This window comes from Streptomyces sp. T028 (genome assembly GCF_048159505.1).
In the GTDB taxonomy this organism is placed as follows: domain Bacteria; phylum Actinomycetota; class Actinomycetes; order Streptomycetales; family Streptomycetaceae; genus Streptomyces.
Genome location: NZ_JBLRVZ010000018.1, coordinates 115,087 through 132,943, shown reverse-complemented (window position 1 = coordinate 132,943; position 17,857 = coordinate 115,087). Strand labels below are relative to the sequence as shown.

The window sequence follows — 17,857 nt, the reverse complement described above, 5'->3', positions numbered from 1 at the left end:
CCGTAAGCACCTTACGGCGGGCCTGCGTCTCAGCTCACCCGCAGCTCCAGGATCCGGTCGTCGCCCTCCTTCGGGGTGCCCCGGCCGTCCGTGTTGCTGGTGGTGACCCAGAGCTTGTCGCCGCCCGCCGCGACCACCGTGCGCAGCCGGCCGTGGTCGCCCTGGAGGAAGGACTGAGGGTCGGCCGAGGCCTCGGTGCCCTTGAGGGGTATGCGCCACAGGCGCTGGCCCCTGAGGCCGGCCATCCAGATCGAGCCCTCGGCGTAGGCGATGCCGCTGGGGGAGGCGTCGTCGGTGTGCCACTGGGCTATGGGGTTCACGTACTCGGCGTCGTCCGACTCGCCCTCGGCCGCCGGCCAGCCGTAGTTGCCGCCCGGCTCGATCGCGTTCAGCTCGTCCCAGGTGTTCTGGCCGAACTCCGCGGCGAACAGCCGCTGCCTGGAGTCCCAGGCCAGCCCCTGCACGTTCCGGTGGCCGTACGAGTAGACCGGGGAGTCGGGGAAGGGGTTGCCGGGAGCCGGCTCGCCCTCGGGGGTCAGCCGCAGGATCTTGCCGCCCAGGGACTCCTTGTCCTGGGCCAGCCCCCGGTCGCCGCTCTCACCCGTGCCGGCGTACAGCATCCCGTCGGGGCCGAAGGCGATCCGGCCGCCGTTGTGGATCATGCCCTTGGGGATGCCCCTGAACACCGTGTCCGGGGCGCCCAGTTGATCACCCGCGGGCCGCTTCGGGTCGTAGACCATGCGGACGATCCGGTTGTCCGAGGCCGAGGTGAAGTACGCGTAGACCATGTGGTCCGAGGCGTAGTCGGGGGAGAGGGCGAGGCCGAGCAGTCCGCCCTCGCCCGCCGCGGAGACCCCCGGGACCTCGCCGGCCTCGGTCTTCGTGCCGCTCGACTCGTCGACATGGGTGACCGTGCCCTCGTCGCGCGAGGCGACCAGCAGTCCGCCCTCGGGCAGCGGGGCCAGGCCCCACGGCGAGTTCAGGCCCTCGGCGACCGTGCGCACCACCCTGACCGTGCCCTTCGCGGGCGGGGTCGCCTCGGCGCTCGGAGAGGACGAGCCCTGGACCGTCGTACGGCTCGCGGACTCGCTCGGGCCGGCCCCGGAGGCCCCTCCGTCGCCCGAGGAGCAGCCGGCCGTCCACAACAGCGCACCCGCGGCCAGCCCGGCCGTCACCACTCGACGTCGCACGATCCCGCTCCCTTCGACACGGCGGTCCTGCGGCAGCTTCCACCTGTCCCTACGCGGGACCCGCCCCCCAGGTTCCCGATCCCCGCCGGCCCCACCCGAAAGCGTCACGGAACCACAAGGACGCTCACTCCCACGATCCCTGCGCGGCGGGCAGGTCGGCCACCTCGGCGAGGTCCCGGGGCGTGAGCCGCAGCCCGTCCGCCCCGGCGTTCTCCGCCACCCACCGTTCCTGCTTGGCCCCCGGCACCGGCACCACGTGCCGCCCCTGTGCCAGCACCCACGCCAGCGCCACCTGAGCCGCCGTCACCCCCTCCCCGTGCCGGGCGGCCACCCGGCGCAGACCGGCGACGACGGGCTGGTTCGCGGCCATCATCTCGGCGGTGAAGCGGGGGTGCCGGGCCCGCATGTCGTCCGGTTCGAAGCCCTCACCCGGGGTGAGCGTGCCAGTGAGGAAACCATTCCCCAGGGGCATCGCCGCCAGGAAGCCCACCCCGCGCTCCGCGCACCACGGCAACAGCGTGTCCAGCGCCTCCGGCGACCACACCGACAGCTCCGCCTCCACCGCGCTCACCGGGAACACCTGCTGCAACCGCCGCAACTGCCCGATCGTCGCGTCGTGCAGCGGCCCGTCGGAACGCCGGCCGCCCCGCGCGCCCACCGCGCACAGCCCCAACGCCCGCACCTTGCCCGCCTGGACGAGCTCCGCCATCGCGCCCCACGTCTCCTCGACGGGGACCTCGGGGTCGGCGCGGTGCAGCTGGTAGAGGTCGATGACCTCCGTCTGCAGCCGGCGCAGCGACGCGTCGCAGGCCCGTCTCACGTACGAGGGGCGGCCGTTGGCCACGATGTGCTGCTCGCCGACCAGCAGGCCGACCTTCGTCGACACGAACGCGTCCTCGCGCCGCTCCTTCAACACCCGCCCCAGCAACAGCTCGTTGGTGAACGGGCCGTACATGTCGGCCGTGTCCAGCAGGGTCGAACCCAGGTCCAGTGCCCGGTGCACCGCCCTCACCGACTCCTCGCCCCGCCGCCGCGACCCGCTGTAGCCCCAGCTCATCGGCATGCACCCGAGTCCGACGGCCCCCACCGAGAGCGACCCCGCGCCGATCGTCCTGCGCTCCACCTGCCCGCGACCCTCCCTCGTACGACCCCCCAACCTAACCTCTGCACACGCGCGTACCTCAATTAGCCTCCTGACATGAGCATCGACCCACCCCGTGACGTATGGCTGCCCATCCCTCCGGAGGAGATCGACGGTCTCCCCGAAGGGTTCCGCTACCTCTTCTGGGACGGGGGAGTGGACGGCGATCAGCCGTACCCCGGGGACCCCGCGGACTGCGTGGTGTACGTCGTGCCGTACATGAAGGCGCAGCGGGTGCGGGTGGGGCCGCTGGCGGAGCTGCGGCGGGTGCGGGTCGTGCAGACGCTCACCGCCGGGGTGGACGACATCACCGCACGGCTGGCGGACCTGCCGCCCGGTGTGCGGCTGTGCAACGCGCGCGGGGTGCACGAGGCGAGCACCGCCGAGCTGGCGCTCACGCTGACGCTCGCCGCGCTGCGGGGCATCCCGCAGTTCGTGCGCGCGCAGGACCGCGGGCACTGGGAGGGCGGTTTCCGCCCGGCGCTCGCCGACAGGAACGTGCTCATCGTCGGGTACGGGGCCATCGGCGCCGCCATCGAGGACCGGCTCGTTCCCTTCGAGGTGGCGCGCGTGTCACGCGTCGCGCGCTCCCAGCGCACGACGGCGCGCGGTCTTGTGCATCCCTTCACCGAACTGCCCGCCCTCCTGCCCGAGGCGGACGTCGTCATCCTGTCCACCCCCCTCACCGAGACCACCCGCGGCCTGGTCGACACCGAGTTCCTGGCCCGTATGAAGGACGGCGCGCTGCTGGTCAACGTCGCCCGCGGCCCGGTCGTCGAGACCAAGGCGCTGCTCGCCGAACTGGAGACCGGCCGCCTCACCGCCGCACTCGACGTCACCGACCCCGAACCCCTGCCCCCCGCCCACCCGTTGTGGCACTCGCCCGGCGTGCTGATCAGCCCCCACGTCGGCGGCCCCACCTCCGCCTTCCTGCCCCGCGCCAAGCGGCTCCTGGTGGACCAGTTGGGCCGTCTCGTGAACCAGGAGCCCTTGCGCCACGTGATCCTGACGACGGGTACGGCATCCGTGTAGTCCGGTTCCGGCACCCTCCGCAGTCCTCCGGGCGCGGTCCGTACGCATATGCCGATGATCGTTACGGAGCGTAGAGAACCTATGTCCCTGAGTGACGAGACTGGTGTATCGTCCCGACAGGGGCTGCGCCGCGACCTTTCGGCGCCTGGGACGGACATTTCAGACTTGTGAGGGGGGCGACGGGCGATGCACGGCCTATGGACGAACGATCCGACGCGGCGGAGCCGCCGGCGACGACCCTGGCGCAGGGCCGCGCGCAGACGCGGTCACGACACCCACCCCGGCCAGCACCACCACAGGCACAGCGGCCGCCGGAAGCAAGCGCACCGGGGGGACCCGGCGCCGCGGACCTGGGGGACCCGGTGAGCACCCCGACGACCTCCACGACCCTCCTCGACGGAGTCGACCCGGCACCACGCGACCGGTCCCCGGCGACGACAACGCCGACCGGCCGGCCGTCCTTCCGCGCCGGAAAGAACCTGGTCCACCAACTGATGCTGGCCCTCGTCTGCGCGGGATACGCCGTCGGTGCCGCGGTCGGCTGGGGCTCCGAGGAACTCGCCCTGATCATGGGCGACTTCGGACTGACCGCCGCGGCGGGCACCGCCGCCGTGTCCTGCTGCCTCTACGCGCGCACCCGCCGCGTCCGCTTTCGACCCGCCTGGCTGCTGTTCGCGCTCTCCTCGACGATGGCCGCCCTCGGCAACCTGGTCTGGGGGTGGTACGAGGTCGTCCTCGGGCGCGACGTCCCCAGCCCCAGCTACGCCGACCTGTTCTTCCTCTGCTTCGCGCCCCCCGCCATCGTGGGGCTGCTGGTACTGGCCACCCGGCCCGTCACCAAGGCCGGCTGGGTCTGCCTGGCGCTGGACGCCTGGCTGATCGCCGGCTCGCTGCTCACGCTCTCCTGGAGCCTCGCCCTCGCGCAGGCCGCGAAGTTCGACGGACCGAGCGTGACGCACGCGGCGCTGTCACTGGCGTACCCGCTGCTCGACATCGCCCTGGTCAGCATGGTGCTCGTCCTGCACTTCAGAAGGTCCTACGTGAACCGCACGGCGGTGAACACGGCCGTCGGGGCGCTCGCGCTGACCGTGATGTGCGACGCCCTGTTCACCTCACCGCTCCTGCACAACGACTACCAGTCGGGCCGGCTCCTCGACGCCGGCTGGTTCGCGGGCTCCCTGCTCCTGGCGTACGCCCCCTGGGCCGCCTCCCGGCAGCACGGACCCGTCGACGAGGGACACACACGCGTGGTCCACGAGCACGTGCCGGGACACCACCCCGGCGGTCACCCGCACGCGGCCCCGCACCCCTCCGCCCACACACCCCCGCAGCCACCCCCACCACAGGGAGGCGACCACAGCCGGTATCCGGCCACCCGTCCCATCACCGGCTCCCTCGCCGCCCTCACCCCGTACCTCGCCGCCGCCGTCTGCACCCTGGGGATCCTCTACAACGTCCTCAACGGCCGCAGCGTCGACCGCGTGGTGCTGCTGACCGGTGGCGCGGTCGTGCTCGCCCTCGTGGTGCGCCAGGGGATCATGCTGCTCGACAACATCACCCTCACCCAGGAACTGGCGCAGAAGGAGAACCACTTCCGCTCCCTCGTGCAGGGTTCCAGCGACGTCATCATGATCGCCGCCCCCAGCGGCATCCTGCGGTACGTCTCCCCGGCCGCCGCCGGGGTCTACGGACGGCCCGCCGAGGCCCTCGTGGGCACCGAGCTGGCCGACCTCATCCACCCCGAGGACCTGGGCTGCGTGGTGCACGAGGTGCGCCGCTTCCTCGCCGCCAGCCCCCAGGACGAGCCCACCACCCGCATCGAGTGCCGCTTCCGCTCCGGCGACGGAGGCACCTCCCGCCCTGGGGGCACCTCCCGGCCGGAGGCTGGGGGAGAAGCCGAGAGCGGGGGAGGCTGGCTCAACGTCGAGTCCACCGTCAACCGCCACCACGGCGGCCTGATCTTCAACAGCCGGGACGTCACCGAACGGGTGCGTCTGCAGGCGCAGCTCCAGCACAACGCCGAGCACGACCCGCTCACCGACCTGCCCAACCGCGCCCTGTTCACCCGGCGCGTCCAGCAGGCCCTGTCCGGCCGCCGCAGCTCCGACCGGGGCACCGCCCTGCGCAACACCGCGGTCCTCTTCATCGACCTCGACGGCTTCAAGGCGGTCAACGACACCATCGGGCACCAGGCCGGGGACGAACTCCTCGTCCAGGCCGCCCGCCGGCTCCAGGACGCCGTCCGCAAGGGCGACACCGCGTCCCGGCTCGGCGGCGACGAGTTCGCCGCCCTGATCGTCGGCGACACCACCCGCGACCGGGCCGCCCGCGAGCGGCACATCCTGGAGCTCGCCGACCGCCTCAGGGTGACCCTCTCGCAGCCCTACCTGATCGATGGCAACGACGTCAGGGTCGCCGCCTCCATCGGTGTCGCCTTCGCCGAACCGGGTCTCGGCGCGGGTGAGATCCTGCGCAACGCCGACCTCGCGATGTACCGCGCCAAGGCGGGCGGCAAGGGCCGGGTCGAGCTGTACAAGCCACAGATGCAGCAGGACGTCGTACGCAAGGCGGAGCTCGCCACCCGGCTGCGGGCCGCACTGCACGACGGCGAGTTCGCCCTGCTGCACCAGCCCGTGGTCCGGCTGGACGACGGCCGGATCTCGTCGGTCGCCGCCCAGGCACGCTGGCGCTCCTCCCAAGGAGTGCTGTTCACCCCCGCCGAGTTCCTGCGGGTCGCGGAGGACAGCGACCGGACCGCCGAACTGGGCCGCTGGATCCTGGAGGAGGCCGTCGAACAGGCCGCCGACCGGACCGCGAGCGGACTCACCGTCCCGGTCGCCGTGCGCATGAGCGCCCGGCGGCTGCTGGACCGGTCGATGCCGCTGGGCTCCGTGGAGGCCCTGCTCACCCGGCACGGACTGCCCTCCGGATCACTGGTGATCGAACTGGCGGACCTGGACCAGAAGGTGCCCCTGGACGAACTGGAGCGCCGCCTCGGCGCGCTGCGCCGGCTCGGCGTCCGGATCGCCCTCGACGGCTTCGGCGGCGGTTACGGCGCCCTCACCGCGCTGCGCCGGCTCCCCGTCGACATCCTCAAGCTCGACCGCTCGCTGGTCGAGGGGGTCGTCGAGTCCGCGCGACTGCACAAGATCACCAGCGGGCTGCTGCGGATCGCCTGCGACCTCGGGCTGCAGTCCGTGGCCGACGGCGTGGACCTGCCCGAACAGGTCGTGGCCCTGCGGGCGATGGGCTGCACGCACGGCCAGGGCATGGCGTTCTCCGGGCCGCTCGACGAGTACCGGCTGCGCCGCGCGCTCGCGACGGGCCGCTACTCGGTGCCCCACGGCCCCGTGGAACCCGCGTTCGCGGGTGGCGCCCCGGGGGTGTACACCAGTGGAGTGACCGCCGTTCTGGGGAGCGGAAGTGCCCTTCGCTCACATACTGAGACTCCTGTCCCACCCACTTGACAGTCGGTGCGCGCCAGGGGGAGGGTCAATGCCATGCGCACCCGAATTCTCGTACTTGGAAAGCGCGTCGGCTGAAGCTGGTGACGCCCGGAAGGACCCGGAATCCCAGCGACCCACACCCGGCGCGCTCCCCTCGCTTGCCTTTCGGCACGAGGGGTTTTTTGTTGCACAAAACCCGCAGTGAACCCGTAGAACCCGCAGTAAAACCCTCAGCATCGAGAAGAGAATGCCGATGACCGAGCAGGCCCCCGGGGCTCATCCGCAGCCCCGGCCCCGATCCGGAGGACACTCCGCCACCGTCGAGCACGTCACGGGCGCGCAGTCCCTCATCCGCTCCCTCGAGGAGGTCGGCGCCGAGACGGTATTCGGCATTCCCGGTGGTGCGATCCTTCCCGCCTACGACCCGATGATGGACTCCACCCGGGTCCGTCACGTCCTGGTCCGCCACGAGCAGGGCGCCGGCCACGCGGCCACCGGCTACGCGCAGGCCACCGGCAAGGTCGGCGTCTGCATGGCCACATCCGGCCCCGGCGCGACCAACCTGGTCACGCCGATCGCCGACGCGCACATGGACTCGGTGCCGCTCGTGGCGATCACCGGGCAGGTCGCGTCGAAGGCGATCGGCACGGACGCCTTCCAGGAGGCGGACATCGTCGGCATCACCATGCCGATCACCAAGCACAACTTCCTGGTCACCAAGGCCGAGGACATCCCGCGGGTGATCGCGCAGGCGTTCCACATCGCCTCCACCGGCCGCCCCGGGCCCGTCCTCGTCGACATCGCCAAGGACGCCCTCCAGGCGAAGACCACCTTCTCCTGGCCGCCCACCATGGACCTGCCCGGCTACCGCCCGGTGACCAAGCCGCACGCCAAGCAGATCCGCGAGGCGGCCAAGCTGATCACCACCGCCAAGCGGCCGATCCTGTACGTCGGCGGCGGCGTCCTCAAGGCCGGCGCCACCGCCGAGCTGAAGGTCCTCGCCGAGCTGACCGGCGCGCCCGTCACCACCACGCTGATGGCGCTGGGCGCGTTCCCCGACAGCCACCCGCAGCATCTGGGCATGCCCGGGATGCACGGCTCCGTCGCCGCGGTCACCGGTCTGCAGAAGGCCGACCTGATCATCGCCCTCGGCGCCCGCTTCGACGACCGCGTCACCGGCAAGCTCGACAGCTTCGCGCCGTACGCCAAGATCGTCCACGCGGACATCGACCCCGCGGAGATCGGCAAGAACCGCGCCGCCGACGTGCCGATCGTGGGCGACGCCCGCGAGGTCATCGCCGACCTCATCCAGGCGGTGCAGAAGGAGCACAGCGAGGGCCAGCAGGGCGACTACACCGCATGGTGGAAGGACCTCAACCGCTGGCGCGAGACCTACCCGCTCGGCTACGACCAGCCCGCCGACGGCTCGCTCTCCCCGCAGCAGGTCATCGAGTGCATCGGCCGGCTCGCCCCCGAGGGCACGATCTTCGCGGCGGGCGTCGGCCAGCACCAGATGTGGGCCGCCCACTTCATCCAGTACGACAAGCCCGCCACCTGGCTGAACTCCGGCGGCGCGGGCACCATGGGCTACGCGGTCCCGGCCGCGATGGGCGCCAAGGCCGGCGCGCCGGCGAAGACCGTCTGGGCGATCGACGGCGACGGCTGCTTCCAGATGACCAACCAGGAACTCACCACCTGCGCCCTGAACAACATCCCGATCAAGGTCGCCATCATCAACAACGGCGCCCTCGGGATGGTCCGCCAGTGGCAGACCCTGTTCTACAACCAGCGGTACTCCAACACCGTGCTGCACTCCGGGCCGAACGACGTCAACCCGGACGCCCGCGGCACCCGCGTCCCCGACTTCGTGAAGCTGTCGGAGGCCATGGGCTGCTACGCGATCCGCTGCGAGTCCCCCGACGACCTCGACAAGGTCATCGAGGAGGCGAACTCCGTCAACGACCGCCCCGTCGTCATCGACTTCATCGTCCACGAGGACGCGATGGTCTGGCCGATGGTCGCCGCCGGCACCTCCAACGACGAGATCATGGCCGCCCGGGACGTCCGCCCCGACTTCGGCGACAACGAAGACGACTGAGCCAGAGACGCAGAGAGAGACGCAAAGAACATGTCCAAGCACACGCTCTCCGTCCTGGTGGAGAACAAGCCGGGCATCCTGGCCCGGATCGCCGCCCTGTTCTCCCGCCGGGGCTTCAACATCGACTCGCTCGCCGTCGGCGTCACCGAGCACCCCGACATCTCCCGCATCACCATCGTGGTCAGCGTCGAGGGCCTGCCGCTGGAACAGGTCACCAAGCAGCTCAACAAGCTCGTCGAGGTGCTGAAGATCGTCGAGCTGGAGCCGTCACAGGCCGTCCACCGCGAACTCGTTCTGGTGAAGGTGCGCGCCGACAACGAGACGCGCTCCCAGATCATCGAGATCGTCCAGCTGTTCCGCGCCAAGACCGTGGACGTCTCCCCGGAGGCCGTGACCATCGAGGCCACCGGCAGCAGCGACAAGCTGTCCGCCATGCTCAAGATGCTGGAACCGTACGGCATCAAGGAACTGGTCCAGTCCGGCACGATCGCGATCGGCCGCGGCGCCCGTTCGATCACGGACCGCTCACTGCGCGCTCTCGACCGATCCGCGTAAGGCTGGAACCGGGCGGTCGGGCCGACCCCGGCCGCCCGTATACCGAGACCCCGAGACTTCCCTTCCGCCCGCCGTCATACGGTGGGACGCAACACCTGCACTCAAGGAGAGAACCCAAAGTGGCCGAGCTGTTCTACGACGCCGACGCCGACCTGTCCATCATCCAGGGCCGCAAGGTCGCGGTCATCGGGTACGGCAGCCAGGGCCACGCCCACGCGCTGTCGCTCCGTGACTCGGGTGTCGACGTCCGCGTCGGTCTGCACGAGGGCTCCAAGTCCAAGGCCAAGGCCGAGGAGCAGGGCCTGCGCGTGGTGACCCCCGCCGAGGCCGCCGCCGAGGCCGACGTCATCATGATCCTCATCCCGGACCCGATCCAGGCCCAGGTCTACGAGGAGTCCATCGCCCCGAACCTGAACGACGGCGACGCGCTGTTCTTCGCGCACGGCTTCAACGTCCGCTTCGGCTTCATCAAGGCCCCGGCCGGCGTCGACGTCGCCCTGGTCGCCCCGAAGGGCCCGGGCCACCTGGTCCGCCGCCAGTACGAGGAGGGCCGCGGCGTCCCCGCGATCGCCGCCGTCGAGCAGGACGCGACCGGCAACGCCTTCGCGCTCGCCCTGTCGTACGCCAAGGCCATCGGCGGCACCCGCGCCGGTGTCATCAAGACCACCTTCACCGAGGAGACCGAGACCGACCTGTTCGGTGAGCAGGCCGTCCTCTGCGGTGGCACCGCCGCGCTGGTCAAGGCGGGCTTCGAGACCCTGGTCGAGGCCGGCTACCAGCCGGAGATCGCCTACTTCGAGTGCCTGCACGAGCTGAAGCTGATCGTCGACCTCATGTACGAGGGCGGCCTGGAGAAGATGCGCTGGTCCGTCTCCGAGACCGCCGAGTGGGGCGACTACGTCACCGGCCCGCGCATCATCACCGACGCCACCAAGGCCGAGATGAAGCAGGTCCTCGCCGAGATCCAGGACGGCACCTTCGCCCAGAACTGGATGGACGAGTACCACGGCGGTCTGAAGAAGTACAACGAGTACAAGACGGCCGACTCCGAGCACCTGCTGGAGACCACCGGCAAGCAGCTCCGCAAGCTGATGAGCTGGGTGAACGAGGAGGCGTAAAGCGGAAACGCTCCGCGACGGTGCCGCCGGTCCGGGGTGCCGTCGCGGGGCTCTGCCCCGGACCCCGCTCCTCAAACGCCGGAGGGGCTGATTTTTTACCCGCGTCCGGGTGATCCTTCCGTGGAGGCGTGAGGCGACCTCCGTCGCAGCACTACACTGCTGTCGTATACGCGTTCAGGCCCACAGCGTCGTGCGTCTTCCACGCGGCTAGCCCCTCCTCCGCCTGCGGCCGTCGGGACGGCCGTCCGCATGTTCTTGGACTTGTGAGGACTCACGTGAGCTCGAAACCCGTCGTACTCATCGCTGAAGAGCTGTCGCCCGCGACCGTGGACGCACTTGGCCCGGACTTCGAGATCCGGCACTGCAACGGAGCGGACCGAGCCGAGCTGCTCCCCGCCATCGCCGATGTCGACGCGATCCTGATCCGCTCCGCCACCAAGGTCGACGCCGAGGCGATCGCCGCCGCCGACAAGCTGAAGGTCGTCGCCCGAGCCGGCGTCGGCCTCGACAACGTCGACGTCTCCGCCGCCACCAAGGCCGGCGTGATGGTCGTCAACGCCCCCACCTCCAACATCGTGACCGCCGCCGAGCTGGCCTGCGGTCTCCTCCTCGCCACCGCCCGCCACATCCCGCAGGCCAACGCCGCGCTGAAGAACGGCGAGTGGAAGCGCAGCAAGTACACCGGCGTGGAGCTGGCGGAGAAGACCCTCGGCGTGGTCGGCCTCGGCCGGATCGGCGCGCTCGTCGCCCAGCGCATGTCCGCCTTCGGTATGAAGGTCGTCGCCTACGACCCCTACATCCAGCCCGCCCGCGCCGCCCAGATGGGCGTGAAGGTGCTGTCGCTGGACGAGCTGCTCGAGGTCTCCGACTTCATCACCGTGCACCTGCCGAAGACCCCCGAGACGGTCGGACTGATCGGCGACGAGGCGCTGCGCAAGGTCAAGCCGACCGTGCGGATCGTCAACGCCGCGCGCGGCGGGATCGTCGACGAGCAGGCGCTGTACTCCGCCCTCAAGGAGGGCCGGGTCGCCGGTGCCGGCCTCGACGTGTACGCGAAGGAGCCCTGCACGGACTCCCCGCTGTTCGAGTTCGACCAGGTCGTCAGCACCCCGCACCTCGGTGCCTCCACCGACGAGGCCCAGGAGAAGGCCGGTATCGCCGTCGCCCGCTCGGTGCGCCTCGCGCTCGCCGGTGAGCTCGTGCCGGACGCGGTCAACGTCCAGGGCGGTGTCATCGCCGAGGACGTCAAGCCGGGTCTGCCGCTCGCCGAGCGCCTCGGCCGGATCTTCACCGCGCTCGCCGGCGAGGTCGCGGCCCGCCTCGACGTCGAGGTCTACGGCGAGATCACCCAGCACGACGTGAAGGTGCTGGAGCTCTCCGCCCTCAAGGGTGTCTTCGAGGACGTCGTCGACGAGACCGTCTCCTACGTCAACGCGCCCCTCTTCGCCCAGGAGCGCGGTGTCGAGGTGCGCCTCACCACCAGCTCCGAGTCCGCCGACCACCGCAACGTCGTGACCGTGCGCGGCACGCTCTCGGACGGCGAGGAGGTGTCGGTCTCCGGCACGCTGGCCGGTCCGAAGCACCTCCAGAAGATCGTCGCGGTCGGCGACTACGACGTCGACCTCGCCCTCGCCGACCACATGGTCGTCCTCAAGTACGAGGACCGTCCCGGTGTCGTCGGCACCGTCGGCCGTATCTTCGGCGAGGCCGGCATCAACATCGCCGGCATGCAGGTCGCCCGCGCGGCGGCGGGCGGCGAGGCGCTGGCCGTCCTCACTGTCGACGACACGGTGCCCTCCGGGGTGCTGACGGAGGTGTCCACCGAGATCGGTGCGACGTCTGCTCGTGCGGTCAACCTCGCCTGAGGTTGGCGCCCGTCTGGGGGCTGCCACCCCCAGGCCCCCGCTTCGGCCCTGAACGGGCCTCGTCCTCAAACGCCGGACGGGCTGATTCTGCCCGTCCGGCGTTTGCAATGTCTGCGTCACTTCACCTGGATCCTCCGCAGGCTCACCGCAGCCGCCACCGCCGCCCCCACCAGCAGCACCGCCCCGGCGATCGCCGCGCCCTGCATCCCGCTGGTGAACGCCTCCCGCGCGGCCGTGGCCAGGCCGGGGACGCGGTCGGCGACCGCCAGTGCGCCGCCCAGCGTCTCGCGGGCCGGCGCCGGTGCCGAGGAACGGGATCTCGTGGCGGTAGATCGCCGTACCGATGGAGCCGAGGACCGCCATCCCCAGGGCGCCGCCGAACTCGGCGCCGGTCTCCAGCAGGGAGGAGGCGGAGCCGGCCCGCCCGGCGGGGGCCGCGCCCATCGCCAGGTCGGTCTCGGCGCTGTTCGCGTAGGCGGCGACCAGGGAGGCGGCCCCGAAGGCGGCGGCGCCCGCCAGGAGCAGCTTTTGCGGCGGCCGATGCGGTCGCCGAGGGAGCCCATCGTCATCAGCAGGCCGGCCAGGACGAACGCGTAGATGTCGAAGATCCACAGCTGCTGGGTGCCGCTCGGCAGCAGCGGAAGCATCAGGACGCCGAGGGCGATCCTGCCCCAGAGGGGGGACCCCCAACGACGGCCGGCCCGTCCGGCCGGGGGTGTGGTGGTGCTCGTCGAGTTCGTCGTCGGGTTCGTCATGCCAGGAAATGTACGGGCGTATTAAACGTATGTCTAGAACGATTGTGTGGAACGCTTGAGTAAGTCGTGCGTCTAGGACGGCTGTATGGATCCTGGAGTACGCTGAGCCGCATGGGACACCGCGAGGATCTGCTCGAAGGCGCCAAGCGCTGCCTGCTGGAGAAGGGATTCGTGCGCACGACCGCGCGCGACATCGTGAAGGAGTCGGGGACCAACCTCGCCTCCATCGGCTACCACTACGGCTCGAAGGACGCGCTGCTGGCGCAGGCGTACGTCGCCCTGGTCGAGGAGATGTCCGACGCCTTCGACGGCAGCGGAACCGGGGACCTGCCCGGCGCGCCCGGCTCCCTCGAACGCTTCCAGGCACTGTGGACGAACGTCGTGGCCACCATGCGGGAGCCGGGCTCGTTGTGGCGGCTCAGCATGGAAATCGTCGTCATGGGTGATCAACTGCCGGATGTCCGCGACCAGTTGGCGCGGGCGCAGCGCGAGGGCTCGCGCGGCTTCGTCTCCCTGCTCATGGGCGTGCCCGAGGAGGAGGTCACGGACACCACCGCCGACACCCTCGGCGGCTTCTACTCGACCCTGATGCTGGGTCTCATCGCGCAGTGGACCTTCGACCCCAAGACCGCGCCGGAGGCGGAGACCCTCACCGAGGGCCTCCGCCAGGTCATCGAGGCCGCCACCGAGAAGTGATCCGCCCGTCGCGGCGGACCGGTCACGCGACCAGGCGCAGCCAGGCCGCCGCGAGTGCGGCGTGACCGGCCGGCGTGGGGTGCACGCCGTCCGCGGCCCAGTACTCCGGCCCGGTCGTCGCGGCGAGCCCGGCGAACAGGCCGTCGGCGGCGAGCAGCTGGGCGCCGTACCTGAGGGCGAGCTCGCGTACGACCTGGATCTTCGGATCCAGGTCGGCACGCCACTTCCTGCGGTCCGCCACGCCGATGTGCACGTCGCCGACCTCGACACGGGCGCGAATCGGCAGGAGGAACGGCTCGACGAGGATCAGGTCGGCACCGGACTCGGCGAGGGGCGCGAGCAGGCGGTCGTACCCTGCCGCGTAGTCCTCCGCGGGGATCACATGTCCGTCCGGGTCGTACGAGTGCCAGCCGACGTCGTTGATGCCGACGAGGACCGACACCACGTCCGGGCGGGCGTCGAGCACGTCCGCCTGCCAGCGGGCTTCCAGGTCCGTCACCTTGTCGCCCGCGATCCCGGAGTTCAGCCAGGTCACCGCACGGTCCGGGTGCCGGAGTCCCCACTCGCCCGCGATGCGCAGCGGGTAGCCGTGTCCGAGCGGCTGTTCGCTCTCCAGCCGCCCGCAGTCGGTGATCGAATCGCCGGTGAACATCACAGTGCTTCCCGGCCGCAGGGTGATGGTCACGCGTGCGCCTCCGGAGTGCCGAACCAACGGCCGGCGGCCTGCTCGAACGCTTCCCGGTCGGGGTCGCGGTCACCTGCCCAGGCGACTGTGCCGTCGGGCCGGACCAGTACGGCGCCCAGTCCGAGGTCGTTCCGCGCCGGCCCGGCCACGTACCGCATCCGGCCCTCCCACGCCTTCGCCGAACCCCGCAGGGACCGGCCGACGCCGAAGTCGAGCACGACGCCCCGCCCGTCCCGCATCAGGTCGCCGAGGCGAGTGCCCTCCTCGAGACGGAGGTCCGGGGCGCCTCGGCCGACCAGCGGGTGCTCGCTGCCGAGGTCGTAGCGGTTCGACGATCCCGACAGCCTCTCGAACGCGTACGTCGTCCCGTCGCGCGTCGCCAGCAGGTCGCGGACCAGTCCCCGCACCGCGAGGGCATGCGGCCCCGGCCGCATGACCGCCACCTGGGCGCGCGACCAGTCGAGCACCGCCGCGCCGATCGGATGGCGCTCGCGGGTGTAGGTGTCGAGAAGCCCGTCCGGCGCGGTGCCGTGCACGGTCGCCGCGAGCTTCCATCCCAGGTTCATGGCGTCGCCGATGCCCAGGTTGAGTCCCTGCCCGCCGAGGGGGGAGTGGATGTGCGCGGCGTCGCCCGCGAGCAGGACGCGTCCCCGGCGGTAGGTCGTCGTCTGCATCGCCCGGTCGGTGAAGGTCGAGGCGGCACGGACGTCGTTCAGCGCCACGTCGGTGCCGGACACACGGCGCAGAACCGCCTGGAGATGTTCCCGGGTCGGCTGCCGGGAGCGGTCGAACGCGCCGCCGTCGAAGTCCGTCATGCCGATGTACTCCTCCGCGGGCGTGCGCAGGTACATGCCCGTCGGCGTCAGGTTGAACCCGGGACGCAGCTTCTCGGGATCGGCGACGGCGGCGAGCACGACGTAGCCGGTGAACTGCGGCTCGGTGCCGACGAAGTCGAAGCCCGCGAGCCCGCGCACCGTGCTGCGTCCGCCGTCGCAGCCGACGAGCCAGCGCGCCGCGTACTCCTGCTCGCCGGTCCGCGCGACCACCCTCTCGTCGTCCTGGGCGACGGCCGAGACCGTGACGCCGCGCCTGATCTGCACGCCGAGTTCGGACGCCCGCCGGGACAGCACCGTCCCGACCGCTTCGAGGCTGGTCATCATGCCCTCCGGCGCCGGGCCGGCAAGCCGGAACGGCAGGGCGGCGACGTCGACCCCGGCCGGATCGAGCATCATCCCGGCGAAATGGCCCACGCTACGAGGGGGTGACGGTTCGTCCGCGTCGGGGTCCGCGTCGGGGCCCGCACCGGGAGCGTCGTCGATGCCCGACGCCGTCAGCAGCGAGTGCAGCATGCCGCGGCGGTGGAACGCCTGGACCGACGCGGCGTTCAGGCCCCGCGTCCCGAGCGGGGCGGCCTGCCACGGGGAGCGGGGTTCCGGCTCCCGCTCCAGCACCAGGACGGAGCAGTTCGCGAGAGCCAGCTCACAGGCGAGGAACAGACCGACCGGACCGGCGCCCACGATCACCACGTCATGCACGGGAGTCCCCCTTGGCGATCATGTCGACCAGGCCCTGAGCCGTGTTGTCGTCGGAGTCGATCCCCTTGACCTCGGCACCTTCGAACATGACGTCCTCGGTGGGGCGGAGGAACATGGCCTGCTCGTACGCGGTGAGTGCGGCCTCGACGTCACCGGGATGCGCGGCGAGGGCCTTGCCGAGTTCGGCGCCGTCGAGCATGGCCAGGTTGGCGCCCTCGCCGTTCGGCGCCGCGAGGTGGGCGGCGTCGCCGACCAGGGTCACCCCCGGCACCCGCTCCCACCGGAGCCCGGCCGGCAGGGCGTAGTGGGGGCGCAGTACCGGCGCGGTGTCGGCTTCGGTGATCAGCGCGGTGAGCTCCGGCGCCCAGCCGTCGAACTCCTGCGCGATACGCGCGGTGGCCGCGGCGGCGTCGGTGAAGTCGACGGCGGCGAACCAGTCCCGCTCCCTGGTGAGCTGCACGTAGGCGTGCAGGGTGGCGCCACGCTCCCGGTGGGCGAAGATCTCCTTGCCCGGCGAGGGCGCGATCATCGACCCGCCGCCGACCGCTTTCGCTGCCGCGGGGTGCCGGGTGTCGGCCTCGAACAGGTAGGTCTCGACGAACGCCGCGCCGGCGTACTCGGGGGTGGCGTCGGAAAGCAGCGGCCGCACCCGAGACCACGCGCCGTCCGCGCCGACCAGCAGGCTCGTGACAACGGTGCACCCGCAGGCGAACGTCGCCTCGTGGCCGCCCTTGCCCAGGGCACGGACGCCGCTGACCTTGTGGTCCCACCGGACGGTGCCGGCCGGGAGCGAGTCGAGCAGCATCTGCCGCAGGTCACCGCGCATCACCTCGGGGCGTCCGCCGTCGCCGTCGTCGGCCTTGTCCATCAGGACGGTCCCGTCCGGGTCGAGGACCCGCATCGTCTGACGGCCCTCGACGACGATGGCGTGGAACTCGTCCACCAGATCGGCCGCCTGGAGGGCGATCTGCCCGTTGTAGTCGTGGATGTCGAGCATTCCGCCCTGCTTGCGCGCGGCCGGGGAGGGATCGGCCTCGTAGACCCTGGACGGGATGCCGTTGACGTGCAGGACACGGGCCAGGACGAGCCCGCCCAGTCCGGCGCCGATGATCGTGACAGGGGTGTTCATGATGGTGACTCCCATGGATTGGACCTGGATCGGACCGCCCGGCGAACCCGGGCCGGCCACCTGCGGATCGGCAGGCACCCGAAGACTGACGCGGGCCGCTCACACGGGGCGCACACGGCGCGCACACGGCGCTGACACGCGCGCGCCACCGGCCAAGAGCCAGGGCACCGCACTGATTTGGGGACTCGAGGCGCACACGGGAAGATCGGGGGATGGACGGTGACACGCGGCTTCGCATCACGCTGCTCGGCGCCTTTCAGGCGTCTCGCGGGGATGCCGTCCTGCCCGTCTCGGGTGCGCGGTTGCAGGGGCTGGTCGTACGGCTGGCCCTGGCAGGCGGTCGCGCGGTCGCGCAGGGCGTCCTGGTCGACGCGATCTGGGCCGAGGACCCTCCGACCGACCCCGCCCACGCCCTTCAGGCCCTCGTCTCACGGCTGCGCCGGACCCTCGGCTCGGCCGACGCCGTCACACAGGTCGCGGGCGGCTACCGGCTGGACGTGGCCGCGGCCGACGTGGACGCGCTGCGGTTCGAGCGGCTCGCCGCCACCGGCCGCGACCGCCTGCGCGCCGGCGACCCGAACGCCGCGGCGGCCCTGCTCGGCGAGGCCGTCG

12 protein-coding genes and 2 pseudogenes are annotated in these 17,857 nt (G+C 71.5%); 8 read left to right on the top strand and 6 right to left on the bottom strand.

What is annotated here, in order from left to right; genetic code table 11:
• Positions 1 to 29: 29 nt before the first annotated feature.
• A complete protein-coding gene (locus tag ACLZN2_RS18220) occupies positions 30 to 1,190 on the bottom strand; it encodes a PQQ-dependent sugar dehydrogenase (RefSeq protein ID WP_416979523.1) in 1,161 nt (386 codons plus the stop codon).
• Positions 1,191 to 1,314: 124 nt separating this feature from the next.
• Complete coding sequence (locus ACLZN2_RS18215) at positions 1,315 to 2,313, bottom strand: aldo/keto reductase (RefSeq protein WP_416979522.1); 999 nt, start codon at positions 2,311 to 2,313, stop codon at positions 1,315 to 1,317.
• A 75-nt stretch (positions 2,314 to 2,388) separates the two neighbouring features.
• Here ACLZN2_RS18215 and ACLZN2_RS18210 point away from each other — a divergent pair, with 75 nt between their 5' ends.
• The 6 genes from ACLZN2_RS18210 to serA all read left to right on the top strand — a co-directional run bounded on the left by ACLZN2_RS18210 (position 2,389) and on the right by serA (position 12,445).
• Entirely contained in the window at positions 2,389 to 3,363 is a 975-nt protein-coding gene (locus ACLZN2_RS18210; protein WP_416979521.1) for a 2-hydroxyacid dehydrogenase, read from the top strand.
• A 362-nt stretch (positions 3,364 to 3,725) separates the two neighbouring features.
• Entirely contained in the window at positions 3,726 to 6,830 is a 3,105-nt protein-coding gene (locus ACLZN2_RS18205; RefSeq protein WP_416979520.1) for a putative bifunctional diguanylate cyclase/phosphodiesterase, read from the top strand.
• 232 nt (positions 6,831 to 7,062) lie between these two features.
• Complete coding sequence (locus ACLZN2_RS18200) at positions 7,063 to 8,907, top strand: acetolactate synthase large subunit (RefSeq protein ID WP_416979519.1); 1,845 nt, start codon at positions 7,063 to 7,065, stop codon at positions 8,905 to 8,907.
• Positions 8,908 to 8,937: 30 nt separating this feature from the next.
• Positions 8,938 to 9,462 carry an acetolactate synthase small subunit gene (gene ilvN / locus ACLZN2_RS18195; RefSeq protein ID WP_416979518.1) on the top strand — a complete coding sequence of 175 codons (525 nt, stop codon included), beginning with the start codon at positions 8,938 to 8,940 and terminating at the stop codon, positions 9,460 to 9,462.
• Positions 9,463 to 9,581: 119 nt separating this feature from the next.
• Positions 9,582 to 10,580 carry a ketol-acid reductoisomerase gene (gene ilvC, locus ACLZN2_RS18190; RefSeq protein ID WP_133915783.1) on the top strand — a complete coding sequence of 333 codons (999 nt, stop codon included), beginning with the start codon at positions 9,582 to 9,584 and terminating at the stop codon, positions 10,578 to 10,580.
• Between the two features lie 275 nt (positions 10,581 to 10,855).
• On the top strand, positions 10,856 to 12,445 hold the full coding sequence (serA, locus tag ACLZN2_RS18185; protein WP_416979517.1) for a phosphoglycerate dehydrogenase: 1,590 nt from the start codon (positions 10,856 to 10,858) through the stop codon (positions 12,443 to 12,445).
• A 122-nt stretch (positions 12,446 to 12,567) separates the two neighbouring features.
• On the opposite strand, the pseudogene ACLZN2_RS18180 reads toward serA, so the two are convergent.
• Positions 12,568 to 13,200, bottom strand: a pseudogene (locus tag ACLZN2_RS18180) (hypothetical protein); the annotation flags it as partial.
• Positions 13,201 to 13,311: 111 nt separating this feature from the next.
• Here ACLZN2_RS18180 and ACLZN2_RS18175 point away from each other — a divergent pair.
• Positions 13,312 to 13,896 carry a TetR/AcrR family transcriptional regulator gene (locus ACLZN2_RS18175; protein WP_416979516.1) on the top strand — a complete coding sequence of 195 codons (585 nt, stop codon included), beginning with the start codon at positions 13,312 to 13,314 and terminating at the stop codon, positions 13,894 to 13,896.
• Between the two features lie 22 nt (positions 13,897 to 13,918).
• Here the strand turns inward: ACLZN2_RS18175 and ACLZN2_RS18170 are convergent, their stop codons facing one another.
• Genes ACLZN2_RS18170 through ACLZN2_RS18160 form a run of 3 tightly spaced genes read right to left on the bottom strand, consistent with a single transcriptional unit; the run spans position 13,919 to position 17,245 of the window.
• Positions 13,919 to 14,581 carry an SGNH/GDSL hydrolase family protein gene (locus ACLZN2_RS18170; protein ID WP_416979515.1) on the bottom strand — a complete coding sequence of 221 codons (663 nt, stop codon included), beginning with the start codon at positions 14,579 to 14,581 and terminating at the stop codon, positions 13,919 to 13,921.
• Positions 14,578 to 16,116, bottom strand: coding sequence for an FAD-dependent oxidoreductase (locus ACLZN2_RS18165; protein WP_416979514.1), 1,539 nt, complete (start codon positions 16,114 to 16,116; stop codon positions 14,578 to 14,580). The genes ACLZN2_RS18170 and ACLZN2_RS18165 overlap by 4 nt, the downstream gene beginning before the upstream one ends.
• A complete protein-coding gene (locus ACLZN2_RS18160; protein ID WP_416979513.1) occupies positions 16,109 to 17,245 on the bottom strand; it encodes an FAD-dependent oxidoreductase in 1,137 nt (378 codons plus the stop codon). The genes ACLZN2_RS18165 and ACLZN2_RS18160 overlap by 8 nt, the downstream gene beginning before the upstream one ends.
• Before the next feature lie 212 nt (positions 17,246 to 17,457).
• Here ACLZN2_RS18160 and ACLZN2_RS18155 point away from each other — a divergent pair.
• Positions 17,458 to 17,823: pseudogene (locus ACLZN2_RS18155) on the top strand (AfsR/SARP family transcriptional regulator); the annotation flags it as partial.
• Between the last annotated feature and the right edge of the window lie 34 nt (positions 17,824 to 17,857).